Here is a 17,405-nt window from a genome sequence, read left to right as displayed (position 1 = left end):
AACTGAAAGCCATCATCGAGAAACGTCAAGATTGCGCACATTCTCGTTGTGCGAAATCTAATCCGAGTTGGACGAAGTCCAACTCTGCCGCTTTCGCTTTAGTTGACCGTCGCTTTGACGATCTTGCCGGGGCTGCGCGGCGGCTCGCCCTTGGGCAGGGCGTCGACGTGTTCCATGCCCGATTCGACCTGACCCCAGACGGTGTACTGGCGATCCAGGAAGGTGGCGTCGTCGAAGACGATGAAGAACTGGGAGTTGGCGCTGTTGGGGTCCGAGGTGCGGGCCATCGAGCAGACGCCGCGCACGTGCGGCTCGGCCGAGAACTCGGCCTTCAGGTTCGGCTTCTTGGAGCCCGAGGTGCCGGTGCCGGTCGGATCGCCGCCCTGGGCCATGAAGCCCGGGATCACGCGGTGGAAGACCACGCCGTCGTAGAAGCCTTCCTTGGCTAGTTCGGTGATGCGTTCCACGTGGCCGGGGGCCAGGTCGGGGCGCAGCTTGATAACCACGTCGCGGGCTTCGCCGTCGCCGGTGTCCAGGGTGAAGGTCAGGGTGTCGGCCATGTCGGTCGTCCTCTTTGGGTTGATTTGAGGCGGGACATAGCCCGCAACGCCGGTCGGGGCTATGTGGGAACGATGAGCGAAGACGAAAAGCCCCAGGAACGCCGCCGGATGGTGAAACCGCCCACCGGCGGGACCGCCGCCGGACGCGGCATGGGCACCAAGATGAAGACGGCCGACACCAAGTCGATGTCGAGCCAGCAATGGATCAAACGCCAGCTGTCGGACAAATGGTCCGAAAAAGCGCGGGCCGAGGGCTGGCGCTCGCGCGCGGCCTTCAAGCTGATCGAGATCGACGACAAGTTCCGGCTGATCAAGCGCGGGTCAAAGGTCATCGACCTGGGCGCGGCGCCGGGCGGCTGGGTTCAGGTGGCGTTGAACCGGGGGGCGGGTGCGGTGGCGGGCGTGGACCTGCTGATGATCGCGCCGATCCCGGGCGCAACACTGCTTCAGGCCGACTTCACCCATCCGGGCGTGGACCAGCAGCTGATCGACGCCATCGGCGGGGCGCCGGACCTGGTGCTGTCGGACATGGCGCACAACACGGTCGGGCATCGCCAGACGGACCATTTGAAGATCATCGCCCTGATCGAGATCGCCGCCGACTTCGCCATCCGTACCCTGAGGCCGGGTGGCAACTTTGTCTCCAAGAACTTCCAGGGCGGGGACGCCGGCGGCGTTCTGGCGCGGCTGCGCGAGGAGTTCGAGACGGTGAAATACGTCAAGCCGGCGTCTAGCCGTAAGGACAGCGCCGAGGTGTTTCTGGTCGCGCTGAACAAGCGATAATCGCGCGTACCGGAGAAAGTCGATGATGCCGGTCTTGGTTTTGGCTGCAGCGCTTCAAGCAGCTCCGTCGCCCTCAGCTGATGATCTGTCACCAGTATCCGACAAGGTCCTGCGGTACCTGCTGGATGGGGTCCATTTGGATTACGTCGATACAGTCATTGGTGATCGAGCGCAGTTCTTCTTTCCCGAGGGTCGATACGTGGTCCATGGCAGAGCAAGAAGCGAAGGTCGCTATCGCGTGTCGGACGGTCAAATTTGCACTCAAGTCGGAGACTATTCCGAGAACTGCTTCCACGTGTTCAGCGACACCAGCGGACGTTTCTTTGTCGACCACCTGCCAGCACCCGGTGATGGCGAGGTCTCGGAAGTTCGCTTTGTTCCTGTCCTGGAAGCGCGCTGATAGAACGCGCATCTGGCGATAGACCAGCGATCGCTTGTAAGGCTTAGGCCGTAGCGACGGCGCTGCGCGCCCGACGCTCTTCGATTCGCGACCAGATGCGGTCGTGCAGGGCGAAGAAGAGCGTCTGCACCAGAGGCTCGACCATGCCGATGGTCAGCGCCGTGCGGATGTCGTTGGTCAGGGCGTAGGCTACGGCGACCGCCACGGCGAAATGCATGACGCCATAGGTGACGGTCTTCAGCGCGATCTGTTTGAACGACCGGGGCAGGGTGTGGCTGTGGCCGTGATGGGCGTCGTGCGAGCGGCGCTGTTCCTCGGGCGACATGATGTCGAGGCGGGCGGTGAAGGCCTCTGTCGCCTCCTCAATATTGGAGGCCATGCGACGCCGCTCGACCTTATGCCAGACGCGGTCGTGGACGGTGTAGGCGATGGTCTGAAAGATCGGCTCGACCATGCCGACGGCCAGGGCGATGCGCCAGTCGCGGGTGATGACGAAGGCGACCAGGATGGCGACGATCAGGTGCATGACGCCATAGCTGGCGATCTTCAGAGCCAGTTTGCGCGCGGTGCTGAGGATGACGCCGACCATGCGGAGAGAATGGTGAGCGGCCCTGCGGGTTGCAAAGCAATAAAATCTATCGGGCCTATAACCGCAATCGGCCTTGCCCCCGACCCCCGCATCCCGTTATACGCGGCCCGCAAAACGGAGACTCCCTATGGAGATACGCGAAGGACTGACCTTCGACGATGTTTTGCTGGAACCCGGCGCATCCGAGTTCATGCCGGCGATGGTCGATGTCTCGACCCAGCTGACGCGCGACATCAAACTGAACATTCCGCTGCTGTCGTCCGCCATGGACACAGTGACGGAAAGCCGCCTGGCCATCGCCATGGCTCAGTCCGGCGGTCTGGGCGTTCTGCACCGCAACATGACCATCGAGGAGCAGGCTGACGAGGTCCGCGCCGTCAAACGCTATGAGAGCGGGATGGTGGTCAACCCGGTGACGGTCGGCCCGCAGACGACGCTGGGCGAAGTGCGCGAGATCGTGGCGCGCAAGAAGATCACCGGCTTCCCTGTCGTGGATCCGGCGACGGGCAAGCTGGTCGGGATGCTGACCCACCGCGACATGCGCTTCGAGAGCGACCTGAACGTCACTGCCGCCTCGCTGATGACCACGGGCGACCTGATCACGGTCCGCGAGGGCGCCAGCCGCGACGAGGCGCGCGAGTTGCTGAAGACCCGCAAGATCGAACGCGTCATCGTGGTGGACGAGGATTATCGGGCCGTCGGCCTGATCACCATGAAGGACATCGAGAAGGCCCAGGCCTTCCCCAACGCCGCCAAGGACGAGCAGGGCCGCCTGCTGGTCGGCGCAGCCTCCACCGTCGGCGACGCCGGATACGAGCGCGCGATGGCGCTGGCCGAAGCGGGTTGCGACGTGGTGGTGATCGACACCGCCCACGGTCACTCGGCCTCGGTCGCCCAGGTGGTCGAGCGGATCAAGCGCGAGAACAACCGGCTGCAGATCATCGCCGGCAATGTCGCGACCTATGATGCGACGCGCGCCCTGATCGACGCAGGCGCGGATGCGGTGAAGGTGGGCATCGGTCCCGGCTCCATCTGCACCACCCGCATCGTCGCCGGCGTGGGCGTGCCGCAGCTGACGGCGGTGATGGACTCCGCGCGCGCGGCCAACGGCACGGGCGCCTCGGTCATCGCGGACGGCGGCATCAAATACTCGGGCGACCTGGCCAAGGCCATCGCGGCCGGCGCGAACGTGGCCATGATGGGCTCGATGTTCGCCGGCACCGACGAAAGCCCCGGCGAGGTCTTCTTGTACCAGGGCCGCAGCTACAAGTCGTATCGCGGCATGGGCTCGGTGGGGGCGATGGCGCGCGGCTCGGCGGATCGGTATTTCCAAAAGGAAGTCTCGTCCGAAAAGCTGGTGCCCGAGGGCATCGAGGGTCAGACGCCTTACAAGGGGCCGATCAGCCCGGTCCTGCACCAGATGGTCGGCGGCCTTCGCGCCTCCATGGGCTATGTCGGCGCCGGCACCATTCCTGAGTTCCAGGAGCGCGCCCGTTTCGTGCGCATCACCGGTGCGGGTCTGCGTGAAAGCCACGTCCACGACGTGATGATCACGCGTGAAGCGCCCAACTATCGGCAAGGGTAGGCGACCATGACGACCGAACTCACCTATCTGGCCCTGACGCTGATCCTGGCCCTGGTTCAGATCTTCCTGCCCGCCGGCGCGCGGACGGCCGAGTTCGGCTCGAAATGGAATGCGGGTCCGCGCGACGAGACGCCGGAGGCGAAGAAGCCGCTGACCGGCCGTCTCGAACGCGCCCAGGCCAATCTGTACGAAACCCTGCCGCTGTTCATTGGCGCGGTGCTGATCGCCCATGTCATCGGCGCGTCCAGCGCCCTGACGGTGTGGGGCGCGGCGCTCTATTTCTGGGCGCGGGTGGTCTATGTGCCGCTCTACGCCTTCGGCGTTCCCTATATCCGGTCGCTGGTCTGGGTGGTCTCGCTTGCGGGACTGGTCATGGTCCTGTCGTCCCTGTTCTTCGTTTGAAAGCCTGAATTGACCCCAGCCGCTCGCCTCGCCGCCGCCGCCTCCGTCCTGGACTCCATCGCCCAGGGCCGCCAACCGGCCGAGGCCGTCATGAAGGCCTGGGGCACGGCCAACCGCTACGCCGGGTCCAAGGACCGGCGCGCCATCGCCGACCGGGTCTATAAGGTGCTGCGCGCGCGCGGCCGCTTGTCGTGGATCATGGGCGGGCGTGAAGACGGTCGGGCTCTGGTCATCGGTTCGCTGCACGCCATCGACGGCCTTTCGCTGGACGAGATCGAGGCCCTGCATTCGGGCGACGGCTATGGTCCGCGCCCGCTGTCCAAACAGGAGCGCAGCCGCATCACGGCGGGGCAGGGCGAACTGCCGGGCTGGGTCGCCGCCGGCCTGCCCGAGTTCGTGGTCGAGGATTTCAAGGCCACCTTCGGCGACCGCTGGGCCGAGGAAGCCCACGCCCTGATGGCGCCGCGCGCGCCGATCGACCTGCGCGTCAATGATGCGGGCGCCACGGTCGATGAGGTCGAGGCCGAACTGAAGGCCGCAGGACTGGACGTGTCGCGCACGCCCTGGTCGGCCGTCGGCCTGCGCGTGCCGTCGGAACCGCCGCCCAACATCCAGGCGCTGGACGGCTTCAAGGCCGGTCGGTTCGAAATCCAGGACGAAGGCAGCCAGGTCGTCTGCTGGCTGGCTGGGGCGCAGCCCGGCATGACGGTGGTGGATTACTGCGCCGGCGGCGGCGGCAAGACGCTGGGTCTGGCCCAGGCGATGAAGGCGCAAGGCAAGCTGGTCGCCTCGGATGTCGTCAACAAGCGGCTGGAGAACATCCGTCCTCGCCTGCAGCGCGCGGGCGTCGAGGCGGATCTGGTCCTGATCGGTCAGAATGGCGGCGGCCTGGAAGACCTGAACGGCCAGGCCGATCTGGTCTTCGTCGATGCGCCCTGTTCGGGGTCCGGCACGTGGCGTCGTCGTCCTGAGGACGCCTGGCGGCTGACGACCGAGGAGGTCGAAAAGCTGCACGGCCTGCAGGTGCGTATTTTGAGCCAGGCGACCAAGCTGGTGAAGCCGGGCGGCCGACTGGTTTATGTCACCTGTTCGATGCTGGCGCGCGAGAACGAGGCCAGTGTGGACGCGTTTGAGGCCGCCAATCCCGACTTCCGCCCGGTCGCCGTCACCGATGTCCTGTCGGCGCCGCACCTGACCGAGGCGGCGCAGGCGAAGTTCTCCGACCTGGCGTCCGGGGCGCGCCTTCGGCTGTCGCCAGCCTCGGCCGACACTGACGGCTTCTTCGCCGCCGTCTACGAGCGCGCGGCATGAAGCTGGCGCGGCATGGCGGAGTTTCGCTGCTCTACGTCATGGCCGCGCCTGCTGAATTCGGCCTGCACCTTCAGGCCCGGATCGCGCCGCTGATGACCGGCGTCGGTCCGGTCGAGGCCGCCGTGAGCCTGGGCGCCGCCCTGGCGCGGCTGGAGGCGGCGGGCGATCTGCCGGATCTGATCGTATCGCTGGGCTCGTGCGGATCGCGGGTGCTGGATCATGCGGCGGTCTATCAGGCCTCGTCCGTCGCCTATCGCGACATGGACGCCAGCCCGCTCGGTTTTCCGAAGGGCGTGACGCCCCTGTTGCACCAGCCCGCCGTCCTGCCTTTGCCGTGCCCGATCCCCGGCGTGCCGACGGCGACCCTGTCGACCGGAGCGGACGTCGTGTCCGGCGTCGCCTATGACGCCATCGACGCCGAGATGGTGGACATGGAGACCTGGGCCCTAGTCCGCGCCGCCCAGACCTTCGGTGTGCCTCTGATCGCCTTACGCGGCGTGTCGGACGGTCGCGCCGAGTTGAAGGCTTTGGAGGACTGGACCTCGACCCTGCATCATGTCGACGAGAACCTGGCCGTTGCCCTGGATCGGCTGATCGCCGTGCTGGAGGTCGACGGCCCCGCCGCTCTTGAGCTTCCCGCCCTTGAAATATCGGCCCCACCCCGCCAAGACCGCGCCCATCTTCCTGCCCCGGATTCGATCACGCCATGACCACGCCGCAAGACCACCAAAAGGTCCTCATCGTCGACTTCGGAAGCCAAGTGACGCAACTGATCGCGCGGCGCCTGCGCGAGGCCAGCGTCTATTGCGAGATCCATCCGTTCCAGAAGGCGGAAGCGGCTCTGACGGCCATGAACCCGGCGGCCATCATCCTGTCGGGCGGTCCCGAGAGCGTGCATGAAGAGGGCAGTCCCCGCGCGCCGCAGGGCGTGTTCGAGGCCGGCGTGCCGGTGCTGGGCATCTGTTACGGCGAGATGACGATGTGCGAGCAACTGGGCGGCAAGGTCGAGGGCGGCCATACCCGCGAGTTCGGCCGCGCCGAGATCACGGTTCAGAAGACCTCGCCCCTGCTGGCCGACCTGGCCCCTGTCGGCGAGAACGAAGAGGTCTGGATGAGCCATGGCGACAAGATCGTCGCCATTCCGCAAGGCTTCGACGTGGTGGCCTCGTCCGAAGGGTCGCCCTATGCGGTGATCGCCGACGAGGCCCGTCGCTTCTACGGTGTGCAGTTCCACCCCGAGGTGATGCACACACCGCGCGGCCATCAGATGCTGAAGAACTTCACCCACGGCATCGCGGGCCTGAAGGGCGACTGGACCATGGCCGCCTATCGCGACGAGAAGATCGCCCAGATCCGCGAACAGGTCGGCGATGCCAAGGTGATCTGCGGCCTGTCGGGCGGCGTTGACTCCTCGGTCGCCGCCGTTCTGATCCATGAGGCCATCGGGGATCAACTGACTTGCGTCTTCGTCGACACCGGCTTGTTGAGGAAGGACGAGGCCACCCAGGTCACGACCCTGTTTCGCGAGCACTACAACATCCCGCTGGTGCATGTTGATGCGTCGAAGGAATTCCTCGGCGAACTGGCCGGCATTTCCGACCCCGAGACCAAGCGCAAGACCATCGGCCGGCTGTTCATCGAGGTGTTCGATCGCGAATCCGCCAAGATCGAGGGCGCCGAATTCCTGGCGCAAGGCACCCTCTATCCAGACGTGATCGAGAGCGTCTCCTCGTCCAGCGGCAAGGCCCACGTCATCAAGAGCCACCACAACGTCGGCGGCCTGCCGGACTATATGAAACTCAAACTGGTCGAGCCCCTGCGCGAACTGTTCAAGGACGAGGTTCGCGCCCTGGGCCGCGAACTGGGGCTCAGCGACGCCTTCGTCGGCCGCCACCCGTTCCCCGGACCGGGCCTGGCCATCCGTATCCCCGGCGAGATCACGCCGGACGCCGTCGAGACCCTGCAACAGGCCGACGCCATCTATCTGGATGAAATCCGCAAGGCGGGTCTTTACGACAAGATCTGGCAGGCTTTCGCCGTGCTGCTGCCGGTCAAGACCGTCGGCGTCATGGGCGACGCCCGCACCTATGAAAAGGTCCTGGCCCTGCGCGCCGTCTCCTCCACCGACGGCATGACCGCCGACTTCTACCAATTCCCTTGGGACGTGCTGTCCAAGACCGCCACCCGCATCATCAACGAAGTCCGCGGCGTCAACCGCGTCGTCTACGACGTCACGTCCAAGCCGCCGGGGACGATCGAGTGGGAATAGTCCCGACCCTTCGGCAGCATTCGGTATCGCTTCCGAAGCGGCCTCTAAAGGCCTGACAACATTGTGAATTCTGTCGAGACCCTTCGGAGCCATTCGGAGGGTCTTTTTTCGTTTTGTCGGACTGGCCGACGGTACGCCGCTGCATTGATCTGGCGGACTCGGGCTCATACCGTCCTGACATCGGGCCGCGGTCTGACGGTATTCATTTCCAGCAAGTCATTGAGATGAATGAGAAAAAGCCGTCTTGGCGGGACCGATTTCGAGGACCGACGGAGAGAGGCGATTATACCGTGCTTACCGACACTGCGCTGAAGAATTTGCGACCGAAAGCAAGGGCTTACAAGAGTACCGACAGGGACGGCATGTACGTCTATGTCTCGACGGGCGGCGCAATCTCATTCCGCTACGACTATCGGTTCAACGGCCGTCGAGAGACCTTGACGCTCGGGCGTTACGGCAGCGCCGGATTGACGCTGGCCCAAGCCCGTGAGCGGCTGATCGAGGTGAAGAAGGCGATCGCGGACGGGGTGTCGCCCGCGGTTGAAAAGCAGCGCGCCAAACGTCGCCTGAAGGAAGCTCACGATTTCGCACAGGTCGCCCAGGGCTGGATGGACCGCGCGCCGATGGCGGACAGCACCCGCGACATGCGCCGGGCGATTTTCAATCGGGACATCCTGCCGAAGTGGAAGAACCGCCTGCTGAGCGAGATCACACCCGACGATCTGCGGGCCCACTGCAAGGCGATTGTGGATCGCGGGGCGCCCGCCACGGCGATCCATGTCCGGGATATCGTCAAACAAATCTACGGCTGGGCCATCCTCCACGGCGAGAAGATCGACAATCCTGCGGATGACGTGGGTCCGGCTTCGATCGCCACCTTCCGGCCGCGCGATCGCTCACTCACCCCAGCCGAAATCCGGATCATGCTGATGCTCCTGGGTGAGGTCGCGACCCTGCCGACCATCAGGCTCGGCTTGAAGTTCATCCTCCTCAGCATGGTTCGGAAGAGCGAACTTCAGGACGGGGTGTGGACCGAGGTGGATTTCGACAATGCGGTCTGGTCGATCCCGGCTGCGCGCATGAAGCGCTCACGCCCTCACAACGTCTACCTCTCCACCCAGATGCTCGACATCCTGGTCGCTCTGAAGACCTGCGCCGGCAACTCGAAATACATCCTGCCGTCGCGCTATGACGCCGATGCGCCGATGTCGCGGGCGACTTTCAACCGCGTCACCAGTGCGATCGCTGAAAGGGCCGGAAAGGGTAACCTTCCGCTCGAGCCCTTCACCGTGCACGACCTGCGGCGGACGGCCTCGACCCTGCTGCACGAGATGGGCTTCAACTCGGACTGGATCGAGAAAGGGCTCGCTCACGAAGAGCGATCTTCGCGAGGCGTCTACAACAAGGCGGAGTTCGAGACCCAGCGCCGCCACATGGCGCAGGAATGGTCGAACGCCGTGGACGCCTGGGAAGCGGGCCGCGCCTACACGCCGGTTCTGACCGTGTCAGAGGTCAGCGCACCGCGTTTTGATCCGAAATTTTGAAATGCGTCGGGATGCCAGCAGAAAATGCAGGGACAAGGACATGATCGACGCGCGGGATAAGGCTGCCGCCACCAAGCGCACGGCCGTCCGGCCGGGACTGCGCAAGCGGTCGCCGGACCTGTTGGGACTGTAGGCCATGGCCGGGCCGTATTTTCCGCCGCTGGAAGTCGCGGGGCAGACGCTCGCGTTCGACCATCTCGAGCCCTTCGTGCTGGAGATGGCCACCCAGTCGCGTCCGAACGGCGTGAAGATCGATGTCCGGTTTAGCAACCACTGCTTCAGTGAAACCTTCGACGCCGCCCAGCACGACGAAACTGCGGTCGCGGTCTGGGATGGTCCGAGGCGGCGCGTCTTCTGTCCGATCCGCTATGGGCTGTCGCAGGCGCTCCCGCATATCCTGAAGGGTCTGCCGACGGCGCACGTCTATCAGACCCCGGAGGCGAACTTCCTGCGGATCGGTGTGCGCAACGACGGCGGAGCAGGGGACTACAGGGTTTTCTTCCGGGTCAAGCGCGGCGCCGACGCGGGCGTCGATCTCAAGCTCTTCGTGGAAAGCGCCTACAGCCCGGAGCCGGCGCAGGCGCTCGCTATTGCGCACATGAGCAAGGTTCGCTTCGCCGTTCTGATCGACAAGACGCTGAAGGGCGAAAAGCTGAAGTTCCACCGGAAAAGATAAGGGCGCCCGGAGGCGCCCTTATCAGAAGTCACTCGGTAGCCGCTTCCGGGATCGAAATCCCTATCTCGCTCACGCGTGGACCTCCGAAGAGGCGGGTGAGGCTGTTTCAACCGATCTGGCCTCGGGACGACATATAGCTCGCGGGGGTGAAGAAATCAATTATCGGCCCTGGAAGCCCGTGTCCCGTCCCCCTTGCCTCCGCCATCCCCGGCTGAAGCAGTCGATAATCCGCTCGCCGTTTTCTAAAGCGAGGCGCGGCTTACAGGTGCGGTCGGGAGGCGCCCGGCCCGTCGTGGACGGGGCGTGATCGGCGCAGGCGCACATCCGGAGCCTTGGCCGGCGTGACGGGGGTGCGGCGGCGTTTCTCCAGCCAGGTCTGCACCTCCGACAGATCCCAGACCACGCATCGCGGCGTCAGCCGGAAGCGTCTGGGGAACTCCCCGCGCTGCTCCATCTCCCAGATGGTGCTGTCTGCGAGCGGCACCATCTGGCGCAGTTCCGGTTTCTTGATCGTCCGTGGCAGGGGCGAATGGGTCTGTCCCATGATGCATCTCCTCGTTCGGGTCGATTCGAACCGAAAGATGCCGCAGGGAAAACACGCAGGCCCGCGGTGTTGGTCTTACGGTTCTCAGCACCGTCTGCGCAGACGTCGTCTGATGACGCCCGGTCGCTTAGTCGACGGGTCACCGATCCCAGTCACTCCGCCGCGGTCATCCCGCACCGCAGGATGGGCGCCGCCTTCTTCAGGCTCCTTCCTCGCTGCAACTGGGTATCGTGGCCAGTGACCGATAAGCTCCGGTTCTTAGCGGTCGACTTTGACGACGGAATGCACGGTTCGTCGGGCTTGCAGAGCTAAGGGCTCCGCCCTCGCGCGCGCCAGGGTGAAGCGGCTGCGCCGCCGGACCGGCCGGTCTCCCCGACCTTCCGCGCCGACGATCGTCATCATAGCCGCAATCAGGGTCAGGCTTGTGCAGGTCGGGTGATCCCCCTCCGGCCGGTCCGCCCTGGCCCTTGCTACCCCGGTCTCGCCGACGGGCAGGGTTTCAGGCGCGCAGTTCGCGTGCCTGCAACCCAAGCCCAAAGGAGGCAGACATGACTGCTCAATCCACCGAAACCGTCGCGACTGAAGCGACCGCGCCACAACACGGCGCGGAACTCATCGTGCCGCTTAATCGGCTCAAGGCCTCGCCGAAGAACGCGAGGAAGACGCCGCATGCGCCCGCGACCATCGAGGCCCTCGCGGCCTCCATCAAGGCCAAGGGGGTGTTGCAGCCGCCCGTGATCGAGATCGAGCGGACCGAGGAGGGCGAACCTACGGGAAATTACCTAGTGACGATTGGCGAGGGGCGCCGTCAGGGGCTTCGGCTGCTGGCCAAGCGCAAGGCGATCAAGCGGACCCATCCGGTGCGCGTGATCGTGGACGCCGAGAACGACGCCCGTCGCCGCGGTCATGCCGCAACTCGGACAGACCCTCGACCGGACCCTGAGTGTCGTGCCGGTCTATGTCGCCTTCTCCGTGCTGGCGCCGCTCATCGGATGGGCCGTCTCGAGGCTCGCACGGCTGACGCCGGAAGCCGGCCGCGCCGTCGCCTTTAGCGCTGGGACCCGCAACTCGCTCGTGGTCCTGCCGCTGGCCCTGGTCGTGCCCGGCGCCATCCCCCTGGTCCCGGCCATTATCGTCACCCAGACTCTGATCGAGCTCTTGGCGGAGTTGGTTTACATCCGTGGCATCCACAGGCTGGGACGTCGGTCAGCCTGATCAAAAGAAAGCGAGAGCTTGATCGCTTCCATAGTTCGACTAATTCGGAACTATGGAAACGGAAGCCTCGATTCTCGCTCTCGCCGCCTTGGCGCAATCGACGCGGCTGGAGGCGTTTCGCCTCCTCGTGCGTCACGAACCCGATGGTCTGCCGGCCGGTGACATCTCCAACCATCTGGTGATCCCGGCCAACACCCTGTCGTCCCATCTCGGCGTCCTGACGCGCGCGGGGTTGATCAGGTCGGAGCGGCGCAGCCGGTCGATCATCTACCGGGCCGACCTGGATCGGCTTCGCGACCTGGTCCTCTTCCTGCTCAAGGACTGCTGCGGGGGCAGGGCGGACCTGTGCGAACCCCTGCTGGCTGAACTCGCGCCCTGTTGCCCCTAAGGATCCCGTGGACATCGTCATCTATCACAACCCCGCCTGCGGGACGTCGCGCAACGCGCTCGAGCTGATCCGCCACGTCGGCATCGAGCCGCATGTCGTGCAGTATCTGAAGACCCCGCCGTCGCGGACCATGGTCGCTTGGCTGGCCGAACGGGCCGGCAAGCCGCTGCGCAATCTGTTGCGCGAGAAGGGCACGCCCTTCGCCGAACTGGGCCTAGGGGACCCGGGCCTGACGGACGATCAGTTGCTCGATGCGATCGAGGCCCATCCGATCCTGCTCAATCGCCCGATCGTCGTCAGTCCGCTCGGCGTCGGCCTGTGCCGACCGTCCGAGGCCGTTCTGGACCTCCTGCCCGCCGATGATCTCAAGCCCTCACCAAGGAGGACGGCGAGGTCGTCATCGACGCCGCCGGCCAGCGGGTGAAGCGATGATCGACACCCGCGTGGAGGACGCTGCGCCGCGTCGCCTGTCCTTCCTCGACCGCTGGCTGACGCTGTGGATCTTCGTGGCCATGGGCCTGGGCGTGGCTATGGGGACGCTGGCGCCGGGCCTGCCGACCTGGGTCGACAGCCTCTCAATCGGCACGACCAATATCCCGATCGCCATCGGTCTGATCCTGATGATGTACCCGCCGCTGGCCAAGGTCCGGTACGAGGAACTGCCGCGCGTCTTCGCCGACAAGCGGGTCCTGGCCCTGTCCTTGTTCCAGAATTGGGTGTTGGGCCCGGTGCTGATGTTCGCGCTGGCGGTGATCTTCCTGCGCGATCAGCCGGAATACATGACCGGCGTCATCCTGATCGGCCTGGCGCGCTGTATCGCCATGGTCCTGGTCTGGAACCAGCTGGCGCGGGGCGACAACCAGTATGTCGCCGGCCTCGTAGCCTTCAACTCGATCTTCCAGATCCTGTTCTTCAACCTTTATGCCTGGATCTTCCTCACCGTCCTGCCGCCCCTGTTCGGCCTGCAGGGCAGCGTGGTGGACGTCAGCGTCTGGACCATCGCCGGCGCGGTGCTCGTCTACCTTGGCCTACCGTTCCTAGCCGGCTTCCTGACCCGACGCAGCCTGATCGCTCGCCGCGGCGCCGACTGGTACGAGCGGCGCTTCCTGCCGCGCATCGGGCCGATCACCCTGATCGCTCTGCTGTTCACCATCGTGGTCATGTTCAGCCTCAAGGGCGGGGAGGTGGTGGCTTTGCCGCTGGACGCCCTGCGCATCGCCATTCCCCTGACGATCTACTTCCTCGTCATGTTCGTGGTGAGCTTCCTCATGGGCAAGCTGATCGAAGCCGACTATCCGCGCACCACCGCCCTGGCCTTCACCGCGGCCTCGAACAATTTCGAACTGGCCATCGCGGTGGCCATCGCGGCCTTCGGCCTGACCTCGCCGGTCGCCTTCGCGGCCGTCATCGGCCCCCTTGTCGAGGTGCCGGTGTTGATCCTGCTCGTGTCGGTCGCGCTCTGGATGGGCCGACGCTGGTTCCCGGACACGGCCCCGCCGAAGGACGCCGGCTGATGGTCAGTCTGCATTTGGTCGACTCGACCGATGTCGATCTGATCGCGGCCCTGCGTGGCGAGAACCTGCCTGAGCCGGGCGCCGGGCGATACTTCAGCGCCGACCACTACGGCGCGGTCATCGGCTACGGCGGGCTGGAAGGGGAGCGGCGCGACCTGCTGCTGCGCTCCCTGGTCGTGCTCGCCGACCTGAAGGCCCAAGGGATCGGGAGCCGCATACTGACCGCCGTCGAGGCCATGGCGAGCGATCTGCGTAGCGAACGGCTTCACCTGCTCACCACGACGGCCGAGCTTTTCTTCGCCCGGCACGGCTTCGTCGTCGCCGATCGGGCGTCTGCACCGCCCGCGATCCGGCGAACCCGCGAGTTCGCGGACGTCTGCCCGGCGTCGGCCGCCTATCTGATCAAGGACCTCTGATGACCTTCACCCGTCTGCGTTCGCTGCCGGATCCGGATAACCTGCCGGCCCTGGACGCGGCCTATCTGTCCGCCGAGCCCGCCCGGGGATTGGGCTCGACCGACCCGGCGCCGCGGATCCTTCTCTTGTACGGATCGCTGCGCGAGCGGTCGTATTCGCGGCTCTGCGTGGAAGAAGCGGCCCGCCTACTGCAGCGCATGGGATGCGAGACCCGCATCTTCGACCCCTCCGACCTCCCCCTGCCGGGCGCGCCCGGCGACGACGACCACCCGGCGGTGCGCGAGTTGCGCGAACACGCCTTCTGGTCGGAGGGCATGGTCTGGTGCAGTCCGGAACGGCATGGCCAGGTCTCCGGCCTGATGAAGCTGCAGATCGACCATCTGCCGCTCAGCCTGGGCGGCCTGCGCCCGACCCAGGGCCGCACCCTGGCGGTGATGCAGGTGTCGGGCGGGTCGCAGAGCTTCAACGCCGTCAACACCCTGCGCCTTCTGGGCCGCTGGATGCGGATGATCACCATCCCCAACCAGTCCAGCGTGGCCAAGGCCTTCCAGGAGTTCGACGAGGCCGGCCGGATGAAGCCCTCGGCCTACTATGAGCGGATTGTTGATGTGATGGAGGAATTGGTGCGTTTCACCATCCTCACCCGGCCGCACGCGGCCCAGCTGGTGGACCGCTATTCCGAGCGCAAGGCGGCCAGGATTCCCCTCGACGCCGCTTCCGATCTGTCGGGGATCGCCATCGCGCGCCAGGCGTGACCTCTCCTCGACAACGCGAACACGCCTCGCATTCCTCCCCCTTAATACGGACCTTGACCCCATGGCCGCGGCGGCCGCCGAGCATCGCGATGGTCGTAACTCGCCAGAAGTGGCGAAAGGCAGTCTCCGGTTGACGTCCTCATCCTAACGAACCTCCAGGCCCTTGCCGCGCTAAGCAAGGGGGACCAGGCGCGGGCCGTCCGGCCGAAAACAGTAATGCCCGAAGCGGAATAGGAGCAGACGTGCCTCGCAACGCAGCCGATTTCCTGTCGATTTACCAGCAAGGCTTCGTGAGGGTCGCTGCGTGCCGTCCCGTCTGCAGGATCGCGGATCCGGCGTTCAACCTGGAGCAGACCCTGAGGCTCGCCCGTGAGGGAGACGAGGCAGGGATCGCGCTGATGGTTTTCCCGGAGCTGGGCCTCTCGGGCTATTCGATCGACGACCTGTTGCTGCAGCGGGCGTTGCTCGACGAGGTCGAGCGGCAACTCGTGAACCTCGTGGCCGAAAGCCGCGATCTCCATCCGGTCGTTCTGGTCGGCGCGCCCCTCCGTCGTGAGGGACGGCTCTATAATTGTGCGGTGGCTATCCACCGGGGGCGGGTCCTTGGCGTGGTGCCAAAGGGCCATCTGCCCAACTACCGCGAGTTCTATGAAAAGCGATGGTTCGCCTCCGGGCGGGATGTGGAAGGCGAGATTACGATCGGGGGCGAGACCGCTCCATTCGGAATGGATCTGCTGTTCCAGGCCGACGATGTCGACGGCCTGATCTTTCATGTCGAAATTTGCGAGGATGTTTGGGCGCCCGCGCCGCCCAGCGACTTCGCCGCGCTCGCCGGCGCGCTGATTCTGACGAACCTGTCCGCAAGCAATATCGTTGTCGGAAAGGCGGACACGCGGCGAAGACTCTGCGAGCTGCAGTCCGGCCGCTGTTGGGCGGCCTACATCTACTCCGCGGCCGGCTATGGAGAATCGACGACCGACCTGGCCTGGGACGGACAGGCCTGCATCTACGAGCTGGGGGCGCAGCTCGCGGAGACGGAGCGCTTCAGCCTGGGGTCCCAGATGGCCGTCGCGGACATAGACGTGGAACGGCTGCAGCTGGAACGTATGCGGACCGGCACCTTTAACGAGGCCGCGATCGCCAACGGGATGCCCGACCGGCGCTTTCGCCGGGTGACCTTCCATCTTGATCCGCCAGTTCGCAACCTCGGCCTGCAACGACGCATCGACCGTTTTCCCTTTGTGCCCAACGATCCCTCCCGTCTCGACCAGGATTGCTACGAGGCGTTCAACATACAGGTGAGCGGGCTGGCCAAGAGGCTTGAGGCGACCGGAACAGCCAAGATCTGCATCGGCGTGTCCGGAGGCCTGGATTCAGCGCACGCCTTGATCGTCGCGGCCAAGGTCTTCGATCTGCTTGGGCGTCCACGCACGGACATTCTCGGGTTCACAATGCCCGGCTTCGGCACGAGCGCGAGGACCAAGTCTAACGCCTACGCCTTGATGAACGGGCTCGGCGTGACCGTCGAGGAAATCGACATCAAGCCGCTCGCCCAGCAGATGCTGCAGGACTTGCGCCATCCGTTCGCGAGGGGCGAACCTGTGTACGACACGACGTTCGAGAATGTGCAGGCCGGGCTCCGGACAGACCTCCTGTTCAGGGCCGCCAATCAGCGGAACGGCATGGTGCTCGGCACCGGCAACATGTCCGAGCTCGCGCTCGGCTGGTGCACCTACGGCGTCGGCGACCAGATGAGCCACTACAACGTCAACGGCTCCCTCCCGAAAACCCTCATTCAACACCTGGTCCGTTGGACAGCGGCGAACCGCCTGTTCGACCCCGCGGTGTCCGACGTCCTGCTCGACATCCTGGCGACAACGATTTCGCCGGAGCTCATCCCGCAGACGGCCGAGGGCGAGTCGCAGAGCACCGAAGGCAAGATCGGCCCCTACGAGCTCCACGACTTCTGGATCTACTATCTCACCCGGTTCGGGCTGCGGCCCTCCAAGATCGCCTTCCTGGCCTTGCACGCCTGGCAGGACGCCGCCGCCGGGAATTGGCCGCCGGGCTTTCCGGACGAGCAAAAGCGGGCCTACCCCATCGGGTCTATTCGCAGCTGGCTGGAGGTGTTCCTGCAGCGCTTTTTCGCCAATCAGTTCAAGCGCTCGGCCCTGCCGAACGGACCCAAGGTCACGACAGGCGGTTCTCTGTCGCCGCGGGGCGACTGGCGCATGCCCTCGGACGCTCATGGCCAGGTCTGGATCGACGAGCTGCATCGCAACGTGCCGGAGGTTCTTGATCCCGCAAGCGACGACATTCCAACGAAAGAGCCCGATGTGCTGCCCGCCGGAGGCAAACCCATCGTCCGATAAGACCGTCTCCCCGGCCTGCGGACTCCGGGGGCGGAGGGCGGTTTCAGAACCGGAAGCCGGCGCCTGCCCATGCGGCCCCCGG

At 65.4% G+C, this 17,405-nt stretch carries 18 protein-coding genes and 2 pseudogenes; 17 read left to right on the top strand and 3 right to left on the bottom strand.

The features are described from left to right. Positions 1–98: 98 nt before the first annotated feature. Positions 99–560 (bottom strand): peptidylprolyl isomerase, encoded by a 462-nt coding sequence (locus tag E4341_RS11410; RefSeq protein ID WP_017504078.1) that lies wholly within the window; start codon positions 558–560, stop codon positions 99–101. 72 nt (positions 561–632) lie between these two features. Between E4341_RS11410 and E4341_RS11405 the strand changes: the two genes are divergently transcribed. Both E4341_RS11405 and E4341_RS11400 read left to right on the top strand, forming a co-directional pair. After that, entirely contained in the window at positions 633–1,343 is a 711-nt protein-coding gene (locus tag E4341_RS11405) for an RlmE family RNA methyltransferase (protein ID WP_055753232.1), read from the top strand. Between the two features lie 22 nt (positions 1,344–1,365). Then, positions 1,366–1,743, top strand: a complete 378-nt coding sequence (locus E4341_RS11400) for a hypothetical protein (RefSeq protein WP_165117353.1) — start codon at positions 1,366–1,368, stop codon at positions 1,741–1,743. Positions 1,744–1,786: 43 nt separating this feature from the next. On the opposite strand, the gene E4341_RS11395 is transcribed toward E4341_RS11400, so the two are convergent. After that, on the bottom strand, positions 1,787–2,332 hold the full coding sequence (locus E4341_RS11395; protein WP_165117351.1) for a DUF2061 domain-containing protein: 546 nt from the start codon (positions 2,330–2,332) through the stop codon (positions 1,787–1,789). Positions 2,333–2,459: 127 nt separating this feature from the next. On the opposite strand from E4341_RS11395, the gene guaB reads away from it, so the two are divergent. The 7 genes from guaB to E4341_RS11360 all read left to right on the top strand — a co-directional run bounded on the left by guaB (position 2,460) and on the right by E4341_RS11360 (position 10,119). Beyond that, positions 2,460–3,917 (top strand): IMP dehydrogenase, encoded by a 1,458-nt coding sequence (gene guaB / locus E4341_RS11390; protein ID WP_165117349.1) that lies wholly within the window; start codon positions 2,460–2,462, stop codon positions 3,915–3,917. 6 nt (positions 3,918–3,923) lie between these two features. Continuing rightward, positions 3,924–4,319 (top strand): MAPEG family protein, encoded by a 396-nt coding sequence (locus E4341_RS11385; RefSeq protein WP_165117347.1) that lies wholly within the window; start codon positions 3,924–3,926, stop codon positions 4,317–4,319. 9 nt (positions 4,320–4,328) lie between these two features. Continuing rightward, complete coding sequence (locus E4341_RS11380; RefSeq protein ID WP_165117345.1) at positions 4,329–5,630, top strand: RsmB/NOP family class I SAM-dependent RNA methyltransferase; 1,302 nt, start codon at positions 4,329–4,331, stop codon at positions 5,628–5,630. Beyond that, on the top strand, positions 5,627–6,340 hold the full coding sequence (locus E4341_RS11375; protein ID WP_165117343.1) for a 5'-methylthioadenosine/S-adenosylhomocysteine nucleosidase: 714 nt from the start codon (positions 5,627–5,629) through the stop codon (positions 6,338–6,340). The genes E4341_RS11380 and E4341_RS11375 overlap by 4 nt, the downstream gene beginning before the upstream one ends. Beyond that, on the top strand, positions 6,337–7,899 hold the full coding sequence (gene guaA / locus E4341_RS11370) for a glutamine-hydrolyzing GMP synthase (protein WP_165117341.1): 1,563 nt from the start codon (positions 6,337–6,339) through the stop codon (positions 7,897–7,899). The genes E4341_RS11375 and guaA overlap by 4 nt, the downstream gene beginning before the upstream one ends. 290 nt (positions 7,900–8,189) lie before the next feature. Beyond that, positions 8,190–9,443, top strand: a complete 1,254-nt coding sequence (locus E4341_RS11365) for a tyrosine-type recombinase/integrase (protein WP_040349340.1) — start codon at positions 8,190–8,192, stop codon at positions 9,441–9,443. A gap of 136 nt (positions 9,444–9,579) precedes the next feature. Beyond that, positions 9,580–10,119: a hypothetical protein gene (locus E4341_RS11360; protein ID WP_008260164.1), complete on the top strand. Its 540-nt coding sequence runs from the start codon at positions 9,580–9,582 to the stop codon at positions 10,117–10,119. Between the two features lie 259 nt (positions 10,120–10,378). Here E4341_RS11360 and E4341_RS11355 read toward each other — a convergent pair whose 3' ends face one another. Further along, entirely contained in the window at positions 10,379–10,663 is a 285-nt protein-coding gene (locus E4341_RS11355; RefSeq protein ID WP_008260373.1) for an AlpA family transcriptional regulator, read from the bottom strand. A gap of 548 nt (positions 10,664–11,211) precedes the next feature. On the opposite strand from E4341_RS11355, the pseudogene E4341_RS11350 reads away from it, so the two are divergent. From E4341_RS11350 to E4341_RS11315, 8 genes and pseudogenes are all read left to right on the top strand, one after another. Next, positions 11,212–11,490: pseudogene (locus E4341_RS11350) on the top strand (ParB N-terminal domain-containing protein); the annotation flags it as partial. A gap of 79 nt (positions 11,491–11,569) precedes the next feature. Next, positions 11,570–11,878 (top strand): hypothetical protein, encoded by a 309-nt coding sequence (locus E4341_RS11345; protein ID WP_240893685.1) that lies wholly within the window; start codon positions 11,570–11,572, stop codon positions 11,876–11,878. A gap of 52 nt (positions 11,879–11,930) precedes the next feature. Further along, complete coding sequence (locus E4341_RS11340) at positions 11,931–12,266, top strand: helix-turn-helix transcriptional regulator (protein WP_165117339.1); 336 nt, start codon at positions 11,931–11,933, stop codon at positions 12,264–12,266. Positions 12,267–12,273: 7 nt separating this feature from the next. Next, positions 12,274–12,698, top strand: a pseudogene (gene arsC / locus E4341_RS11335) (arsenate reductase (glutaredoxin)). Beyond that, complete coding sequence (arsB, locus tag E4341_RS11330) at positions 12,695–13,780, top strand: ACR3 family arsenite efflux transporter (protein WP_165117337.1); 1,086 nt, start codon at positions 12,695–12,697, stop codon at positions 13,778–13,780. The pseudogene arsC and the gene arsB overlap by 4 nt, the downstream one beginning before the upstream one ends. Then, complete coding sequence (locus tag E4341_RS11325) at positions 13,780–14,196, top strand: GNAT family N-acetyltransferase (protein WP_165117335.1); 417 nt, start codon at positions 13,780–13,782, stop codon at positions 14,194–14,196. Before arsB ends, E4341_RS11325 begins: the two co-directional genes overlap by 1 nt. Next, a complete protein-coding gene (gene arsH / locus E4341_RS11320; RefSeq protein WP_165117333.1) occupies positions 14,196–14,951 on the top strand; it encodes an arsenical resistance protein ArsH in 756 nt (251 codons plus the stop codon). The genes E4341_RS11325 and arsH overlap by 1 nt, the downstream gene beginning before the upstream one ends. A gap of 242 nt (positions 14,952–15,193) precedes the next feature. Continuing rightward, positions 15,194–17,323, top strand: coding sequence for an NAD(+) synthase (locus E4341_RS11315; RefSeq protein ID WP_040349344.1), 2,130 nt, complete (start codon positions 15,194–15,196; stop codon positions 17,321–17,323). The last annotated feature ends 82 nt before the right edge of the window (positions 17,324–17,405 follow it).

The sequence above is a fragment of the Brevundimonas sp. 'scallop' genome, from assembly GCF_011045535.1.
Classification (GTDB): domain Bacteria; phylum Pseudomonadota; class Alphaproteobacteria; order Caulobacterales; family Caulobacteraceae; genus Brevundimonas; species Brevundimonas vesicularis.
Note: the sequence above shows the minus strand (reverse complement) of the source record. Positions and strands in the feature narration are given on the sequence as shown.